This window comes from Streptomyces sp. NPDC037273, assembly GCF_055603625.1.
On sequence record NZ_JBVJVO010000001.1, the window covers coordinates 707378 to 722983 of the forward strand.

At 71.2% G+C, this 15606-nt stretch carries 15 protein-coding genes; 5 read left to right on the top strand and 10 right to left on the bottom strand.

Annotated features, from left to right (window positions below):
- Positions 1–7: 7 nt before the first annotated feature.
- Together ACZ7G1_RS03120 and ACZ7G1_RS03125 are read right to left on the bottom strand one after the other, a co-directional pair.
- Positions 8–1048, bottom strand: a complete 1041-nt coding sequence (locus ACZ7G1_RS03120) for a vWA domain-containing protein (protein WP_470877935.1) — start codon at positions 1046–1048, stop codon at positions 8–10.
- Positions 1049–1093: 45 nt separating this feature from the next.
- Entirely contained in the window at positions 1094–2134 is a 1041-nt protein-coding gene (locus ACZ7G1_RS03125; RefSeq protein WP_470877936.1) for a GlxA family transcriptional regulator, read from the bottom strand.
- A 73-nt stretch (positions 2135–2207) separates the two neighbouring features.
- Here ACZ7G1_RS03125 and ACZ7G1_RS03130 point away from each other — a divergent pair, with 73 nt between their 5' ends.
- Positions 2208–3515 carry an MFS transporter gene (locus ACZ7G1_RS03130; protein WP_470877937.1) on the top strand — a complete coding sequence of 436 codons (1308 nt, stop codon included), beginning with the start codon at positions 2208–2210 and terminating at the stop codon, positions 3513–3515.
- 88 nt (positions 3516–3603) lie between these two features.
- Here ACZ7G1_RS03130 and ACZ7G1_RS03135 read toward each other — a convergent pair whose 3' ends face one another.
- Together ACZ7G1_RS03135 and ACZ7G1_RS03140 are read right to left on the bottom strand one after the other, a co-directional pair.
- A complete protein-coding gene (locus ACZ7G1_RS03135; RefSeq protein WP_470877938.1) occupies positions 3604–5001 on the bottom strand; it encodes a M1 family metallopeptidase in 1398 nt (465 codons plus the stop codon).
- Between the two features lie 157 nt (positions 5002–5158).
- Positions 5159–5716 carry a GNAT family N-acetyltransferase gene (locus ACZ7G1_RS03140; RefSeq protein ID WP_470877939.1) on the bottom strand — a complete coding sequence of 186 codons (558 nt, stop codon included), beginning with the start codon at positions 5714–5716 and terminating at the stop codon, positions 5159–5161.
- 234 nt (positions 5717–5950) lie between these two features.
- Here ACZ7G1_RS03140 and ACZ7G1_RS03145 point away from each other — a divergent pair, with 234 nt between their 5' ends.
- Positions 5951–6631 carry a DUF4232 domain-containing protein gene (locus ACZ7G1_RS03145; protein WP_470877940.1) on the top strand — a complete coding sequence of 227 codons (681 nt, stop codon included), beginning with the start codon at positions 5951–5953 and terminating at the stop codon, positions 6629–6631.
- Positions 6632–6819: 188 nt separating this feature from the next.
- Here ACZ7G1_RS03145 and ACZ7G1_RS03150 read toward each other — a convergent pair whose 3' ends face one another.
- The gene (locus ACZ7G1_RS03150) at positions 6820–8544 is read right to left on the bottom strand and encodes an acyl-CoA dehydrogenase family protein (protein WP_470877941.1); all 1725 of its coding nucleotides are present in this window, start codon (positions 8542–8544) and stop codon (positions 6820–6822) included.
- An 82-nt stretch (positions 8545–8626) separates the two neighbouring features.
- Complete coding sequence (locus ACZ7G1_RS03155) at positions 8627–9184, bottom strand: PadR family transcriptional regulator (protein WP_470877942.1); 558 nt, start codon at positions 9182–9184, stop codon at positions 8627–8629.
- 183 nt (positions 9185–9367) lie between these two features.
- Here ACZ7G1_RS03155 and ACZ7G1_RS03160 point away from each other — a divergent pair, with 183 nt between their 5' ends.
- Complete coding sequence (locus ACZ7G1_RS03160) at positions 9368–9796, top strand: VOC family protein (protein ID WP_470877943.1); 429 nt, start codon at positions 9368–9370, stop codon at positions 9794–9796.
- Between the two features lie 94 nt (positions 9797–9890).
- Here ACZ7G1_RS03160 and ACZ7G1_RS03165 read toward each other — a convergent pair whose 3' ends face one another.
- The 4 genes from ACZ7G1_RS03165 to ACZ7G1_RS03180 form a co-directional block, all read right to left on the bottom strand.
- Positions 9891–10766 (bottom strand): sulfite exporter TauE/SafE family protein, encoded by an 876-nt coding sequence (locus ACZ7G1_RS03165; protein ID WP_470877944.1) that lies wholly within the window; start codon positions 10764–10766, stop codon positions 9891–9893.
- A complete protein-coding gene (locus tag ACZ7G1_RS03170; RefSeq protein ID WP_470877945.1) occupies positions 10763–11344 on the bottom strand; it encodes a rhodanese-like domain-containing protein in 582 nt (193 codons plus the stop codon). Before ACZ7G1_RS03170 ends, ACZ7G1_RS03165 begins: the two co-directional genes overlap by 4 nt.
- Before the next feature lie 200 nt (positions 11345–11544).
- Entirely contained in the window at positions 11545–12933 is a 1389-nt protein-coding gene (locus ACZ7G1_RS03175; protein WP_470877946.1) for an MBL fold metallo-hydrolase, read from the bottom strand.
- Between the two features lie 260 nt (positions 12934–13193).
- Positions 13194–14189, bottom strand: coding sequence for a zinc-dependent alcohol dehydrogenase family protein (locus ACZ7G1_RS03180; protein WP_470877947.1), 996 nt, complete (start codon positions 14187–14189; stop codon positions 13194–13196).
- A 269-nt stretch (positions 14190–14458) separates the two neighbouring features.
- Between ACZ7G1_RS03180 and ACZ7G1_RS03185 the strand changes: the two genes are divergently transcribed.
- Together ACZ7G1_RS03185 and ACZ7G1_RS03190 are read left to right on the top strand one after the other, a co-directional pair.
- Positions 14459–14806 carry an ArsR/SmtB family transcription factor gene (locus tag ACZ7G1_RS03185; RefSeq protein WP_470877948.1) on the top strand — a complete coding sequence of 116 codons (348 nt, stop codon included), beginning with the start codon at positions 14459–14461 and terminating at the stop codon, positions 14804–14806.
- Positions 14807–14898: 92 nt separating this feature from the next.
- Positions 14899–15600, top strand: a complete 702-nt coding sequence (locus ACZ7G1_RS03190) for a 2-phosphosulfolactate phosphatase (RefSeq protein WP_470877949.1) — start codon at positions 14899–14901, stop codon at positions 15598–15600.
- The last annotated feature ends 6 nt before the right edge of the window (positions 15601–15606 follow it).

Below are 15606 nucleotides of genomic sequence, written 5' to 3' on the forward strand. Positions count from 1 at the left end.
CGGGTCGTCAGTTCATGATGAGTAGCTGGGTGTTCGCGACGAGCTTGCGGTTCACGCTGGTGCTCTGGATGAAGATGGTGAAGTCGTCGTTGTGGTCGGGCTTGACGCGTACTTCCACGTCGGGGAGGCCGAGCAGGGCGCGGGCCTCGGGGCCCGTGTAGACGTGGTCGGTCTTCTTCTCCAGGACGGCGATCTGCTTGCGCGCCTGGACCTTCTCGGACTTGCTCAGTTGGTAGAAGGCGCCGCCCGTGCGGTAGGTGTGGCCGCATTCGACTACCCACTCGCGGATGCCGGCGTCACGGGCGACGGGGACGAGCTGGTACGCGGACGGGTCGGCGGGGGTGAGGCCGGCGGCCTTGATCGTGTCCTTGTTGACCGCGTCGGCGCCCGTGGAGAATACCGCTCGGGAGCCGCGGATTCCCTTGGTGCGGCCCACCATGAATTTCTCGGTGGCTTCCTGGATGACCTGTCCGGCTTCTTCGAGACCCTGAGTGCTCGTGGCATCCCAAATGGCGACGTTCTCCTTGGGGAAGCCGTACTGCATGGCCTCGCGCTTTCCCATTTGGTCCGGGACGAGAACGGCCAGCGTCCAGTTGTCCTGCTGGGTCTCGATCATCGAGGAGACGGCCTGGACCAGCGCGCGCGCATTCCAGGCCGGGGTGTCCGGGCAGCGGTGGCTGGCGTTTTCCTGGCCGTCGGTCAGGATGAAGGTCAGGAAGCTGTGGTCGCCGTACAGCTGCGCCGTCTGGGCCAGCTCACGCTGGGACTTCAGTGCCGCGGCGAGCAGCGAGGTCATTCCGCCGACCCGGTACATCTGCTTCAGGGACGGCATGCGCAGCACGTCCTTGTCGTAGATGACGCATTCCACCGCGTCCGCGAAGACGTACACCGTGACACGGGTTTCCTGGTCCAGTTCCCGTGAACGGCGGGCGAGGTAGGCGATCTGCTGGTCGGCTACGTCGACGACCTTTCCGCTGAGGTGCGACATCGACGAACTGGCGTCCAGCACAAGAGCGACGTGATTGATGTAGTTCTGGTTTCCGGACATGGCAGATCCCCCTGCATCAGTTCCCGACTTGATGCTCCTACCGTCTCATCCACCACTGACAATCGGCCCTGGCTCCCGATCCGCCTCACGGGCCGCCCGGCCGGCCTCGTCAGCGCGGAAGGTACGTCGATAGGCGGCGGGTGTCGTGCGCAGGGCTTCGTGGAACCGGCGGCGCAGGTTGACCGCGGAGGAGAGGCCGACCCGCTGGGCGATGGTCTCCACCGGCAGGTCCGTCTCCTCCAGCAGGGCGCGGGTGGCGGCGAGCCGCCGGTCGAGGAGCCAGCGCCCGGGGCTGATGCCCAGTTGTTCGGTGAAGCGACGGGTCAGGGTGCGGGGCGAGACCCGGGAGCGCTCCGCCATGTCGGCGACGCTGACCGGCTGGTCGAGGCGACCGGTCAGCCACTCCAGGAGAGGGGCGAGCGAGTCGGCGACGGGCCCGGAGGTGGGAAGTTCGGCGTACTGGAGCTGGCAGCCCTCGCGGTGCGGCGGCGTCACCATCTGACGGGCGATGCGCATCGCGTACGCGGCTCCGTGGTCGGTGCGTACGAGGTGCAGGCAGAGGTCCACGCCCGCCGCCGATCCGGCACTCGTGGCGACGTCTCCGTGGTCCACGTACAGCACGCCGGGGTCGACCTGGACCCGCGGGAACAGGGCGGCGAGTTCCGCTGCCTGTGCCCAGTGCGTGGCGGCCCGTCGGCCGTCGAGGAGCCCGGCGGCCGCGAGGACGAACGCGCCCGATGAGATGCCGACGATCCGCGCGCCGCGCCGGTGCGCCCGGCGGACGGCGGCGACCACAGCCGGTGGCACGGCGGCGCCGGCCGGCTGCCGGCGGCCGGGGACCAGCACCGTGTCGGCGCGCTCCAGCGCGTCAAGGCCCGCCGTGACCAGCATGTCGAAGCCGGCCTGGGTGGGCAGCGGGCCGGGGTGCTCGGCGCAGACCTCGAAGGCGTAGCGCGGCGGAATCGCCGGGCCGTGGTCGCCGAACACCTCCGCCGCGCAGGCCAGCGGGAACGTCGACTGCGGGGCCTGGAGCAGGGCCACCACCCGGTGTGGCGCCGGGGACTTCGCCGGCGGACGAGGCGTCATGGCGCGAAAGTACCCCATCGTGTCGTTCGGGACACTGGGGGCCGTCGATTGGTGTAGACCAGGATGGCGAGCTGTGACCACCACGCACGATCAGACCCCTCTGTCCCCACCTTCCTCCTCCCTCCACCCCTCCACCGCACCCCCGCTCTGGGACCGGCGCTTCACCCTCTACTTCACCGCCCGCACGGTCTCGCTCGTCGGCGACGCGATGATGCCGGTGGCCGCGGCGCTCGCGATCGGCGCGCTCTACGGGATCTCCGGTGTCGGCTACGTCCTCGGCGTCTGGACCGGGACGTTCGTCCTCCTGGTGCTGTTCGGCGGCGTGCTCGCCGACCGGTTCGGCGCGCGCCGGATGATGGTCGGCGCGGATCTCGTACGGGTCGTCACGCAGGGCGTGCTCGCCCTGGCGTTCTTCGCCGGACCGCCGCCGTTCTGGCTGCTCGTGACCATGGCGGCGGTGGCCGGTGCGGCCGTCGCGATGTTCCTGCCGGGGGTCAACGGGATGGTCCCGCTCGTTGCCCGCGACCCGCAGCGGGCCAACGCCACGCTCAAGGTGGCCGACGCGCTCGCCCACCTGCTCGGGCCGGCCCTCGCCGGGCTGCTGATCGCGCTGACCAGCGCCGGAACCGTGTACGCGATCGACGCGGGCACGTTCCTGCTCAGCGCCCTCTGCCTGGCGCTCATCCGCCTGGCCCCCGCCGGCGCGCCCCAGGACAGTGACGCCGACTCCGCCGCCCCCAGCGCGAGTTCACTCCGCCGCGACCTACGGCAGGGCTGGCACGAGTTCCGTGCCCGCACCTGGATGTGGGCGGTGATCCTCATCTGGGTGGTCTACGGCGTGCTGCTCTTCGGTCCCCTCGTACCGCTCTGCTCGGCGCTCATCGGCACCAGGCTCGGCCCGAACGCCTACGGCCTCGCCGTGTCCGCCCTCGGCGTCGGGACCGTACTTGGCGGCCTCCTCGCCCTCCGCGTACGCCCGGCCCGCCCCCTGGCCGCCGGTGCCGTGGCACTGACGCTGTACACCGCGTTGCCCCTCTGCGTCGCACTGGGCGCGGGGCTCCCGGGGCTCCTCGCGGGCCATGCTCTCGGCGGCGGCGCGTTGGCGTTCTGGTCGGTCATGTGGGCCACGAGCGTGCAGACCCACACCCCGCCCGCTGTCCTCAACCGTGTCACCGCGTACGAACTGGCCGGATCGGTGTCCGGCATCGCCCTGGGCCAGATACTCGCCGGCCCGGCCACCGGGTCGTACTCGCCGGACCGGCTTCTGCTCGTCTCGGCCGGCACCTGTCTGGCGGGCTGCGCGGCGCTGCTCGCCATCCGGCCGATCCGGAACCTGCGCCGCGCCGCCGCAGCGGAGAGGGACGAGCCCGGGGCCGCGTAGAGGGACGAGCCCGGGGCCGCGTAGAAGGGCGAGCCCGAGGCCGCGTAGAGGGAGCGGGGCCCGCGCGGCGGAGTCGTACCCGCCGGGCTCAGGAGATCCGGTGCCCCGTCCAGAACGGGCCCAGGTCCTTCGACGTCGCCGCCTGGGCCGCTCGCTTGAAGTCCGCGGTGGTGGCGACGCCCAGCCAGTGGTCCTGGACGTAGCCGCGCAGCATCGTCGCCATCGCGCGCTTGCCCAGGACGCGCTCCAGGTCGTGCAGGGCGCAGGCGCCCCGCATGTAGACGACGCGGACGAACTCCGAACGGTGGCCGTCCGCGTAGTAGCCCATGGACCGGGTGAGTCCGGCCGTGTCACTGGGCCAGGCGCCCTGGTCCTTCCAGCAGGTGGCGGTGGGCTCGCCCCCGTACACCTGGTTCGCGTACTGGGCGAAGCTCTCGTCGAGCCAGGGCGAGGTGAACTGGTCGTTGCCGACGATTCCGTAGAACCACTGGTGGGCTATCTCGTGCACGACGGCCGAGCCGCCGGGTTCGGTCCACAGCAGCACGAGGCCGGGGAACTCCATGTTCCCGAAGTCGTCGATCGTGTCGCTCATGACGAGGTCGAGCTCGCCGTACGGATAGCGCCCGAACCGCTCCCCGAACTCGTCGACCGAGCCGAGCGCCTCCTTCAGGTCGACGGCGACGCCCTCGGGCGTCGTCGTGTCGGTCCAGTACGCGTTCAGCCGCACCCCACCGGGCGTCGTCACCGTCCTCGACCGGAACGGCCCCGCCGCCCACGCGAAGTCCCGCACCCCGCGCGCGACCCTCGTGGTGACCGCGCGGCCCGCCGCCCCCGCGCTCCGGGTCGTCGTGCCCGTCGCGGGCACGACGAGTCCCTCCGGGTGGTCGAGCACCACCCGGAAGTCGCCCACCACCGTGTAGAAGCTCTCACCGAACCCCACGTCCGGGTCGAGGTGTCGACCCTCCGCGTCCCGCACGGACAGCAGGGGCAGCGCGTTGCCCAGATACCGGTACGCCCCGTCCTTGCCGAAGCGGTGGACCCGGTCCGGGACCGTGATCGAGACGTCGAACGAGACGCTCGTGCGCGCCCCGTACGCGAGCGGCTCGGGCAGGTCGATCCGCAGCGCCGTACAGCCGACGGTGAGCGGTGCCGGCGTACCTCCCCTCACCTTGCTCACCCGGACCGGCGACGGCGCCCCGTCCGCCCCGCAGCCGTCGGCGCCGTTGCCCCACAGCCGTATGTCCACCGAACTCAGCGGCTCACGGGACGCGTTGCGGAACGACACCCGTTGACGACCGGTCCACCGCGACCCGTCCGCGTCGGCGCGCAGCGACACGTCGTAGACAGGTCGGTCAGGCGTCGCCCACCCTCCGGCGGGAGTCGTCACGGGGTCCGCGACGTCCCGCGCGGCGGCCGTCTGAGGGACGAGCAGCAGAAGGGCCACGACGGCGAGCCACGGCGCACGCCAGAACCTGATCGAGGTCATGGGGGAAACGCTAGAACGCGCGTACGCCCGGACGCATCAGTTCCGCGCCACCATGGCGAGGACTCGCCGTCCAGCGGCGCATGGGAACCTTCGGGCGCCGTGCGGGAGCGGGGGAGGAGCAGCCGACTCGCGGCAGGCGCTTGCTGAGTGCCCGCCCTCACCGCACTTCGAGCAGCATCACGTCGTGCGGGTCCCCTTCCGCACCCCATAGCCGCGTCTCGCCGACTTTGCGGTATCCCCAAGCCCGGTAGGCGGCCGAAGGCGCCGTGCTCGCCGGGTTGACGTTCAGGAGCACCCGCTCGGCCCCGATGCCGTCGAGGAGCGTCATGTGGAGGCGCCGGGCGACCCCCTTCCCGCGCCACGGTCCGCGTACGGCGAGCTCCAGAAGCCCGAAGGTACGGTGCCCGTCCTCGCGCCGCATGTCATCGGACACTGGTTCGGTGAGTTCGTCCCACCACACCGCGTCGGCCGCGAGCGGTTTCCCGTACGCCATGCCGATCGGCTCGCCGTGCTCGTCCCTGGCGAGGACGGCCCGGAAGCCGAGGGCGGCGGCCTGGAGGGGAAACCGGCGGAACGCGGCGTCGACGTCGTCCTCGGACTCGCAGTAGGGCGGCTCGGCGAACGCCTCGGCGTAGACCAGCCGGAACGCGCCGGTGGCCCGCACGGCCCCGACCCCGTCCATGGCCTCGATCGTGATGGTCTCCGGCAGCGTCATGTCGTCCCCCTCGAACGGCCCCGCGAGTCCGGGAACAGCGCCTGAGCGGCCGCCGCGACCCCCGGATCCTGACCAGCAGATCCTAGGCACGAGGGTCGTGCCGCAGGGGATGGGTTTCCTGGGGCGGACCGTGGTGAATTCGGTAAGGGGCTGTCACCGAACCGTGAAGGTGGCGCGCGAATCTGGTGTCCACCACAGCGCAGTACGTGCGTTGTCATCGGGGGGAGTACCGCCATGAGCACCGTTCGCAGAGCCGCAGTCGTCCTCGTCGCCGCGTCCGCGCTGGCGCTGACCGCGTGCGGGCCGTCCGAGGACGGGGCCGCGGGCGGCACCGAGACGCCGACCGCGGCGCCCACCGCCACGGCGCCCACCGCCTCGGCCTCCCCGTCGACCCCCGCCGACCCGACGGGCTCCGCCAAGCCGTCGGCGCCCGGGAAGACCTCGAAGCCGTCCGCGCCGCCGGCGCCCTCCAAGCCGGGCAAGCCGTCGACGGACCCGGACTACGGCGTCTTCCCCTGTAGCACCTACGACGTCACGTTCACCGCGAGCCTGGCCGAGGCCACGACCAGCAGCTACCTGCTGAAGATCACGAACAAGTCCGGGAAGCCGTGCCGCGTGCTCGGCCACCCCATCGTCACGTTCGGCGGCCTTGACGGGGCGGCGACGGAGCGCGGCACGGCACCCGGCATCGAGGACGCGATCCGGCTGGAGCCCGGTCAGTCCGCGTACGCGGGGCTCATGGGCGGTCTGAAGGGCCCCAAGAGTAAGAGCGTCTCGTCGATCGCGATGACGATGAACACCGAGTCCGATCTGACGCAGGTGCCGCTCAAGGCCTCGACGCCCGGCATGAACGTCTCCACCGACAACTCCGTGACCGCGTGGATGGACAACGCGGAGGACGCGCTGAGCCTGTAAGGCGCGACCGCCGGGCCGGCGGTCGCCACCGCGCCCGGCGCGGAGTAGGACGCCACCCGCTGGACTCGCTGCGGGTCGACGGCGACCGGGGCCAGACCGAACTGCTCCAGACCCGGGACCCGACCGCGCGGGAAGCGACGAACCGTCACCTCCCGCGCGGCCGGACGGCCCCTGAGGACGTCAGCCGGTCAGGGCGTCATCTCGTACGCTCCCGACAGGGCCTCGACGCGCTGCCAGACGCGCTCCGAGCGGGCCTCGTCGACGACGGGGCGGCGGACGGCGCCGAGGGCCCAGAGCTGCTGGGGCTCGGTCGCGGAGTCCTTGCCGTGGAGTTCGACGGCGTGGGCGGAGAAGTCGCGGACGAGGACGGCGAACAGCTCGTCGAGCACGTCCTCGTCCAGACCGGTGAGGGCGGCCTGCTCCAGGACCAGCTGTCCGTGGACGACCAGCGCGAAGAGCTGGCCGACGGCCAGGAGCAGGTCGAGGTCGCGGCTCTGCCGCTCGTCGGGCGCGGCCTTGAGGACGAACTCGCAGAGCGCGTCGGCCTGTTCGCGGAAGCGCGCCACGTTGGGCAGGTGGGCGTACGCGTCGTAGGCCGCGCGCCAGTCGTGGAAGCGCACCGAACCGAGACCGCGGGCCGGGCCCTGGCGGAAGAGGAACGTGTCGTCGGCCGCGTCCAGACGGGTGGGGACGGGCTCGTACGCGACCGGGTCCAGCAGGTGGTTGCGCATGAACTTCAGGATCAGCGCCAGGTTGACGTGGACCGTGCCCTCCAGCTTGGGGAGCCCGCGGATCTCCACGGCGGCCTGGGCGAAGTAGTTGTCCTTCTCGAAGCCCTTGGCGGCGATGACGTCCCACATGAGGTCGATGACCTTCTCGCCCTCCGTGGTCACCTTCATCTTCGTCATCGGGTTGAAGAGGAGGTAGCGACGGTCGTCGGGGCCCGCGGTCCTGAAGTAGTCGACCGCGCGGTCGCTGAACAGCTTCATGCCGACGAGGCGCACGTACGCGTCGGTCAGCTCGCGCCGCACGTGCGGGAACGCGGTGACCGGACGGCCGTACAGGATGCGGTTCTGCGCGTGCGTGACGGCCTCGTACATCGCGTGCTCGCAGATGCCGATCGACGCGGTGCACAGGTTGAACTTGCCGACGTTGACGGTGTTGAGGGCGGCGTCGAAGGCGGCGCGGCCGGTGTGCAGGACGTCCTCGGCGGCGACCGGGTAGTCCGCGAGGCGGAACTCGCTCACGTACTTCGAGGAATCGACCACGTTCTTGACCAGCTGGTACGCCGGGTGGCGGCTGTCGGCCGCGAAGAAGACGTACCCCTCGGGGCCCTCGACATCGGTCCGGCGGCCGAACACGGAGACGAGCCCGGCCGCGTTGCCGTTGCCGATGTAGTACTTGGACCCGGTCGCGCGGAAGCCGCCCTCGCCGTCGGGCTCCAGGAGCATGTCCGTGGAGTAGATGTCGGCGCCGTGGGACTTCTCCGACAGACCGAAGGCGAACACCTCCCCCTGGTCCAGGAGTTCCGCCGCACGCGCGCGTGCGGCAGCGTTGTCGCTCTGCCAGACCGGGCCGAGGCCGAGGATGGTGACCTGCCAGGCGTACCAGTAGTCGAGGCCGTAGAAACCGAGGATCTCGTTGAGCGCGGCGATGCGAGCGGTGTCCCACCGCTTGTCGCCTCCCTGCTCGCCCGCGTCGCCGGACGGCGTCAGGAACGTCGAGAAGAGGCCCTCCTCGGCCGCGAACGCGAGGAAGTCCCCGAGCCACGCGCGCGTCCGGTAGTCCTCGATGATCCTCCGCTTGCCGCGCGCCTCGAACCAGTCGACGGTCGCGCGCAGCAGTCGGCGCGTCTCCGGGTCGAAGTGCGCGGGGTCGTACGTGCGCGGGTTGAACAGCAGCGGGTCGGCCATGACGTCCGCCTTTCCGGCTAGGGATGAGGGTGGTGGTGCGGGAAACGGTCGTACGGAGCGGGGCGCAGGGGCCCGGGTGCGCTCACTGCCCCGTGCGGAACCGGGCGAGCGTGGCGAGGACGTCGTCGAGCCAGGCGATCATCATCTGTTCGTACGCGATGCCGCCTCGGAGCACGACGTGCTGGAGTTCCCGCTCGGCGTCGAGCGGGCCGTCGCCCGCGGGCTCGCCGAAGTCCCGGGCCTCGCCGGCTCGGTAGTGGGCGAGACGCCCCTCGTGTGCCGCCCGGTGCCGCTCGACCTCGCCGATCAGGGCGGCCGGGTCGTCGAAGGCGGCCCCCCGGATCTTCACGGCGAGGTCGTGCCGGACGCTTTCGGGCTCGATCGGTTCCGCCAGCCACCCGGCGAGGGCTTCTCGCCCGGGCGCGGCGACGGAGTACTCCTTCTTGTCCGGCCGGCCTTGCTGAAGGACCTCCCGGACGTCGATCCAGCCGTCCTGCTCCATGCGCTTGAGCACGCGGTAGATCTGCTGGTGGGTGGCGGTCCAGAAGTATCCGATGGACCGCTCGAAGCGCCGGGCCAGCTCGTAGCCGGAACCGGGCTTCTCGAGCAGGGATACGAGGATCGCGTGGTCGAGCGCCATACGCCGGATCTTGCTATGCAACGAGGTGCATAGCAAGCGAGGCGGAACCGGTGAGACACGGCTCACCTCCGCCTCAGGGCCGAGCGACCGGCCGCGCTGCCCGCCCTCAGGACAGGCCGGCCGACAACCGGCCACCCCGAAAAGGGGAGGCGGTCGTCTCAACCCCCTTGTTACGGTGCGCCGGTGTCAGCGACCAAGCACTTCCAAGTCACCTTCGACTGCGCCGAGCCGGAGCGCCTCGCTCGCTTCTGGTGCGAGCTGCTCGGGTACGTCGTACCGCCTCCGCCGGGCGATTTCGCCACGTGGGACGAGTACAAGAACGCGCAGGCGCCCGAGGAGCGGGACTCCTGGTTCGCCTGCGTCGATCCGTCGGGCGTGGGCTCCCGCTTGTTCTTCCAGCGCGTCCCCGAGGGCAAGGTCGTCAAGAACCGGGTGCACCTCTGCATCCGGGTCGGCAACGGCCTCGTCGGAGAAGAGCGCCTCGCCAAGCTCGAGGCCGAGTGCACGCGAGTCGTCGCGCTCGGAGCCGTACGCGAGCGGCTCCTCTACGACGGCCACGACTCGTGCATCGTGATGCAGGACATCGAGGGCAACGAGTTCTGCATCGACTGAGAGCGGCTGTCGCTGCGCGTCCGGTGGACGAGAGGGGAGCGGTCCGTGCTTTCGGACGGACCGCCCCCGTGGCTCACGCGGTTTCCGTTGCTCCTCAGGCCCGGTGTGACTCCGAGCCGGTACGCGGAGCCCGCGTGTTCTGCCGCAGCCGTACGGCGATCATCGCGGTCGATACGGCTCCGACGGTCGCCCAGGTGGCCGGATGGGTCCACAGCGCGGTGTCGAGCTGCTGCGCCAGGACGAAGACGCCCATGACGACGACGAACCAGCCGAAGGCCTTGCGCAGCGCGTCCTGGGGGATGCGTCCCGCGAGTCGGCCGCCGATCAGACTGCCGACCACGGCCGCCGCGGTCACCGTCAGGGCCAGGCCCCAGTCGATCGACACGCCGGAGAGGTGACCGGCGAGTCCGGCGAACGACTTCATGGCGATGACCAGGAGCGAGGTGCCGACCGCGATCCCCATCGGCAGCCCGCCGAGGATGGCCAGGGCGGGAACGACGAGGAATCCGCCGCCCGATCCGACGAGACCGGTCACGGCTCCGACGACGAGACCCTCGACGGCGATGTGCTTGAGGGGCAGGTCCTTGTGCGCGGGCCGGGTGCGCTCGCGACCGGGCCGGGGCTTGCGGAGCATCGCCGCGGCGGTGGCGAGCATCATCAGGGAGAACGCGACCAGCAGCACCGTGCCGGGGATGTAGGCGGCGAGCCGCCCGCCGCCGTACGCGCCCGCCATGCTGAACGCGCCGAAGAGCAGTCCGGTCCGCCAGCGGACCCGGTGGGCCCGGGCATGCGGGATGAGCGCGGCGAGGCTGGTGACCCCGACCACGAACAGGGAGGTGGCGATCGCCTCCTTGGTCTCCTGCCCCGCCAGGTAGACCAGGATGGGCACGGTCAGGATCGAACCGCCGCCGCCCAGGATGCCCAGGCTGACCCCGATCAGCAGCGAGACCGCCACGATCAGGGCGGTCACGCCGCGCTCCGCAGCTCCGTGATCACCGTGCCGATGTCGGTACGAGGGCCCCGGTTGTACGGCAGCTTGGACAGCAGGACGCCCATCATGCAGGAGTTGCTGAGCGCCGCGTACGTCAGACCCGCGCCCACCGCCGTACCGATGAGGTGGGCACCCGGCACCAGGACGCCGACGAGTCCCGTGGCGAGCACGATCGAGCCCGCGACCAGGCGGACCTGGCGCTCCATGTCCCAGCGCTCGGGACCACGGTTCACCGGCGCTTCGACCGCCTCCCAGGCGACCATTCCCCCGTCGAGGACCCGCAGGTTCGGCAGTCCGGCCTCGGCCAGCGCCTGCTCGGCCTGCGACGCGCGGGCTCCGGAACGGCAGACGAGCACGACCTCCTCGTCGAGGTGCGCGCGCAGCTCCGCGCGGTGCTCGCGCAGCGTGTGGAGCGGCACGTTGTAGGAGCCGGGTATGTGGGCGGTGCGGAACTCGGCGGGCGTGCGCACGTCGAGGAGACGTGGCGCGCGTCCCTCCTCGGTGAGCTTGCGCAGGGCGGCGGGGGTGATGGACGGGGTGGGGCGCTGGGCGCTCATGTGTGACTCCGGCTGAACAGGATGGAATACCCAGGGGGGTATGTGTGGGGGTAGGAAGGGCCCCGGGCGGTTGACCCTTGGCGGGTGCGGGTGCGGGTGCGGGTGCGGGTGCGGGTGCGGGTGCGGGTGCGGGTGCGGACGCGCACGCAGACGCCGACGCGCACGCGGTGGCGGCGGCTCGTGAGGGCCGCGGCGCCCGGTCAGGCGTCGACGGATTCCGTGGCCAGGGCCCAGGCCGCGTAGCCGCCGAGGATGTCGGAGACGTCCTCGATGCCGCGGTGGCGCAGGAGGCTGGCGGCGATGGAGGAGCGGTGGCCGCCGGCGCAGTGCAGGACGAGCGGCCGGTCCGCGGGGAGCTCGCCGGCGTGCGAGGGAAGTTCGCTCAGCGGGATGTGCAGGGCCTCGGGGATGAAGCCGTTGGCCTCCCGCTCGCCGCAGGTGCGGACGTCCACCACGAGCGGCGGGTTGTTCCCGGCGAGGGCGGCCTTCAGGTGGGCGGCGGTGATGCGGCTGGCCGGCGTGACGTCGTCGTCCATGACGCGGAGCGTGTCCTCGGGGTTGCGTACGTAGCCCACCACACGGTCGAAGCCGATGCGGGCGAGGCGCGTGACGACCTCCTCCTCCCGGTTCTGGGGCGCCATGACGACCAGCTCGTCGGCCGGGGCGAGTACGGTTCCGGCCTGCTCGGCGAACCTGCCGTCGGCGGGCACGTTGACCGCGCCGCGCAGGTGCCCGGCGGCGAACTCCTGCGGGTCGCGGGCGTCGACGACGACCGCCCCGCCGGCGCGCAGCCCGGCGAACTCGGCGTGCGTCAGCGGCCGGGCCGAGGCCGTGGCGTCGTAGCGGACGCGGTCCTTGCGGTTGAGCTCGGCGTCGTACGCGAAGTAGCCGGGCGCGGCTGACTGCCCCGCGGTCACCAGGGCGACGAACCGCTCGCGGCTCATCGGCGCGCAGGCGTAGTTGGTGGCGCGCTGCTCCCCGATGGTGGACTGCTTCTCGGTCGACAGGTTCTTGCCGCACGCGGACCCGGCGCCGTGCGCGGGGAAGACGCGGACCGCGTCGGGCAGCCCCATCAGCTTGTTCTGCACGCTGTCGTGCAGCATCGCGCCGAGCTCCTCGGCGGTGACGCCGACCGAGGCGAGGAGGTCCGGGCGGCCGACGTCGCCGATGAAGAGGGCGTCACCGGTGAGCACGCCGTACGGCACCTCGTCGTCGGCGTGCTCGTACACCAGCACGCTGATCGACTCGGGCGTGTGCCCGGGGGTCTCCATGACCTCGAGTACGACGTCCCCGAGCGCGATGCGCTCGCCCTCCGCGAGCTTGCGGATCGGGTACTCCGTCTCCGCGCGCGAGCCGTAGCCGATCCACGCGCCGGTCTCGTCCGCCATCTCCAGGTGCCCGGCGACGAAGTCGGCGTGGAAGTGCGTGTTGATCACGCCGACGACGGTGAATCCGCGTGACCGTGCGTCCGCGAGGTACTCCGACACGTCCCGGCGCGGGTCCACGACCACGGCCTGCCCGGTCGTCTCGTCGGCGATCATGTACGACGCCTGCGAGAGACAGTCCAGGTAGTACTGACTGAAGAACACGGCGAATCCCTTCCCGAAGAAACGCGCACCCGGGGCGGGTGCGAGGGCTGACTCCCGCGGGGGAGTCCTGGTGATCGAGATCGGCCCGGGTGGCGGGCGTCGAGGGCTCCGCTCCAGGTACCCCCGGGGGTATCTCTGATCCTGACCGTATGGCCATCCCGCGCTGGAAGTCAAATACCCCCCTGGGTATCAGGGGGGTATCGGGTGGAGGTAGGGGATCTGCCGACTCAATATACCGGTGGGGGTATGACGACCTGCGTCTACGAGTGCTGCACGGTGACGACGATCTTGCCGACCTGCGTGTTCGATGCCATGTGGCGGTGGGCCTCGGCGATCTCCGCCAGGTCGAAGGTGCGGTCGACGACGGGGTCGAAGGAGCCGCCGCTCAGTCCGGCGTTGACGAACGCGATGCCGCGACGCAGCCGCTCGGCGTCACTGGTGATCTCGAAGAGGCTGTACGTGCTCGTGCTGAGCGCCGGGTACGAGTGGGCGTTGGGCAGCGGGGTGGTGCGGCGGTCCAGGGTGCCGTAGATCACGAGGCGGCCGCCGGGTGAGATGCCCAGTGCGAGCGTCTCCACGCCGGGGCCGGCGATCGGGTCGAAGGCCAGGCGGACCCCCTCGCCTCCGGTGATCTCCTTGACGCGGGCCGGAAGGTCCTCCTCGTCGGTGACGATGACGTCGGCGGCGCCCGCGTCGAGCAGGGCCTGCCTCTTGTTCGCGCCGCGGGTGGTGGCGATCGGGACGGCGCCGATGCGGCGGGCCGTCTGGATGGCGGCCAGGCCGACGCTGCTGGAGGCGGCGGTGATCAGGACGTGGTCGCCGGGGCGGACGAAGCCGTTCTCGGCGAGCGCGCCGTACGAGGTCAGGTAGGCCATCCACACGGCGGCGGCCTTCACCGGATCGATCCCGGCCGGGAGCGGCACGACCGCGGCGGCCGGGACCAGTACGTGATCGCCGTACGTGCCGTACTCGGTCTGGTGGAACGCGGGGACGACGCCGACCGGGTTGCCGACCGCGAGGCCGCTGACGCCCTCGCCGACCTCCTCGACGGTGCCTGCGGCCTCGTAGCCGAGGGTGGAGGGGAACGACGGCTGGTAGAAGTACCCGCCCTCCCGGTACATGACCTCGGCCCTGTTCAGGCCGATCGCGTCCACCCGGATGAGCACCTCGCCGGCGCCCGGGGTGGGGGTGGGGACCTCGCGGAGGGTGAGTACCTCGGGACCGCCGATCCGGTCGAAGAGAACCTGCTGGGACATGGCAAAGACCTTTCGCGTGCGGCGAGTTGGTACGTTCCCGCCGCACGTGCGGCGGCGGGACGTCGCGGCAACGAAAGCACGTATGACGATGACCGTCAAACTTTGACGCTCATCGAAGCTCCGTAGGTGTCGAAATTTGACAGCCATCGAAATGTGTGGCGTGGGTGAACCCCATGGCAGAGGGGCGTCCGGACCGCCGGCATGGTCGGCGTGTTCGATCGGCGTCGTAGCATGGGACCACCGCGTCGACCAGGTCAGAAGGAGACACCGTGGCCCGCCCCGGCACCACCCCGCGCACCGTGGAACACCCCGACCTGGCCGATGTCACCCTCCAGCAGATCCTTGAGGCGCTCGTCGACCCGGTGCGCCGCGCGGTGGTCGTCCAGCTGGCCCGTGCCGGCGACGACATCAGCTGCGGCACCTTCGAGGTCCCGGTCTCCCGCTCGACGCTCACGCACCACTTCAACGTCCTTCGCGAAGCCGGCGTGATCCGGCAGTACTACATCGGGGCCACCAAGATGAATGCCCTGCGCGTCGACGAGGCGGAAGCCCGCTTCCCCGGCCTCCTGTCGGCCCTGGTCGCCGCATCCCGCCAGGAATCGGACGGCGCGGCCTGAGGCTGCCGCACTTCCCTGCCCTTCGGCCCGCAAGGCCCGGTTCGCTTCCGAAATCCGGTGCACCGCCGCGCGGCGTACGTGATCATGGACCGATGGACGCTCGTTTCCTCGGTATCCCCGAGTTGACCGAAACCCCCTCCACGGCGGTCGTCATCGACGTCATGAGGGCCTTCACCGTGGCGGCCTGGGCCTTCGCCCAAGGGGCCGAGAAGATCGTCCTCGCCGAGTCGCTGGACGACGCCCTGGCACTCAAGTCCCGCCACCCCGACTGGGTGGCGCTGAAGGACGGTCCGCCCGCACCCGGATTCGACGCCGTGAACTCGCCGGGCAAACTGCGGTCCGTCGACCTCGGCGGACGGACCGTCGTACAGAAGACCACGGCGGGTACGGTCGGCGCCCTGGCCGTCAAGGACGCGTCACTGGTGCTGTGCGCGAGCTTCGTCGTGGCGGAGGCGACGGCACGGCTCCTGCGGGAACGCCGATCCGCCGACGTGACGTTCGTGGTCACCGGCGAGGACGGCCGTGCCGACGAGGACCTCGCCTGCGCCCAGTACATCGCCCGACGGGCCGACGGGACCGGGGGAGGCGCGGCCGACTTCCTGCGCCGCGCCGCCGAGTCCCGTGCCGCGGCCGAACTGAACGAGCGCGTGCGCCAGGGCGTCCACCCCGACGACGTCGCCCTCTGCCTCGAACTCGACCGCTTCCCCTTCGCCATGGTGGCGGCACCGGAGGACTCGCTCATGGTCCTCCGCCCGCACGCCCTCCCCGTACCCGCCGAAGAGCCGCCGATCTGACCACCG

Bases quoted from the DNA above. Each gene is read 5' to 3' on its own strand.
- ACZ7G1_RS03145 (WP_470877940.1), top strand. From the start codon at position 5,951: ATGAGCACCGTTCGCAGAGCCGCAGTCGTCCTCGTCGCCGCGTCCGCG.
- ACZ7G1_RS03135 (WP_470877938.1), bottom strand. From the start codon at position 5,001: ATGACCTCGATCAGGTTCTGGCGTGCGCCGTGGCTCGCCGTCGTGGCC.
- ACZ7G1_RS03150 (WP_470877941.1), bottom strand. From the start codon at position 8,544: ATGGCCGACCCGCTGCTGTTCAACCCGCGCACGTACGACCCCGCGCAC.
- ACZ7G1_RS03170 (WP_470877945.1), bottom strand. From the start codon at position 11,344: ATGAGCGCCCAGCGCCCCACCCCGTCCATCACCCCCGCCGCCCTGCGC.
- ACZ7G1_RS03125 (WP_470877936.1), bottom strand. From the start codon at position 2,134: ATGACGCCTCGTCCGCCGGCGAAGTCCCCGGCGCCACACCGGGTGGTG.
- ACZ7G1_RS03190 (WP_470877949.1), top strand. From the start codon at position 14,899: ATGGACGCTCGTTTCCTCGGTATCCCCGAGTTGACCGAAACCCCCTCC.
- ACZ7G1_RS03180 (WP_470877947.1), bottom strand. From the start codon at position 14,189: ATGTCCCAGCAGGTTCTCTTCGACCGGATCGGCGGTCCCGAGGTACTC.
- ACZ7G1_RS03140 (WP_470877939.1), bottom strand. From the start codon at position 5,716: ATGACGCTGCCGGAGACCATCACGATCGAGGCCATGGACGGGGTCGGG.
- ACZ7G1_RS03120 (WP_470877935.1), bottom strand. From the start codon at position 1,048: ATGTCCGGAAACCAGAACTACATCAATCACGTCGCTCTTGTGCTGGAC.
- ACZ7G1_RS03155 (WP_470877942.1), bottom strand. From the start codon at position 9,184: ATGGCGCTCGACCACGCGATCCTCGTATCCCTGCTCGAGAAGCCCGGT.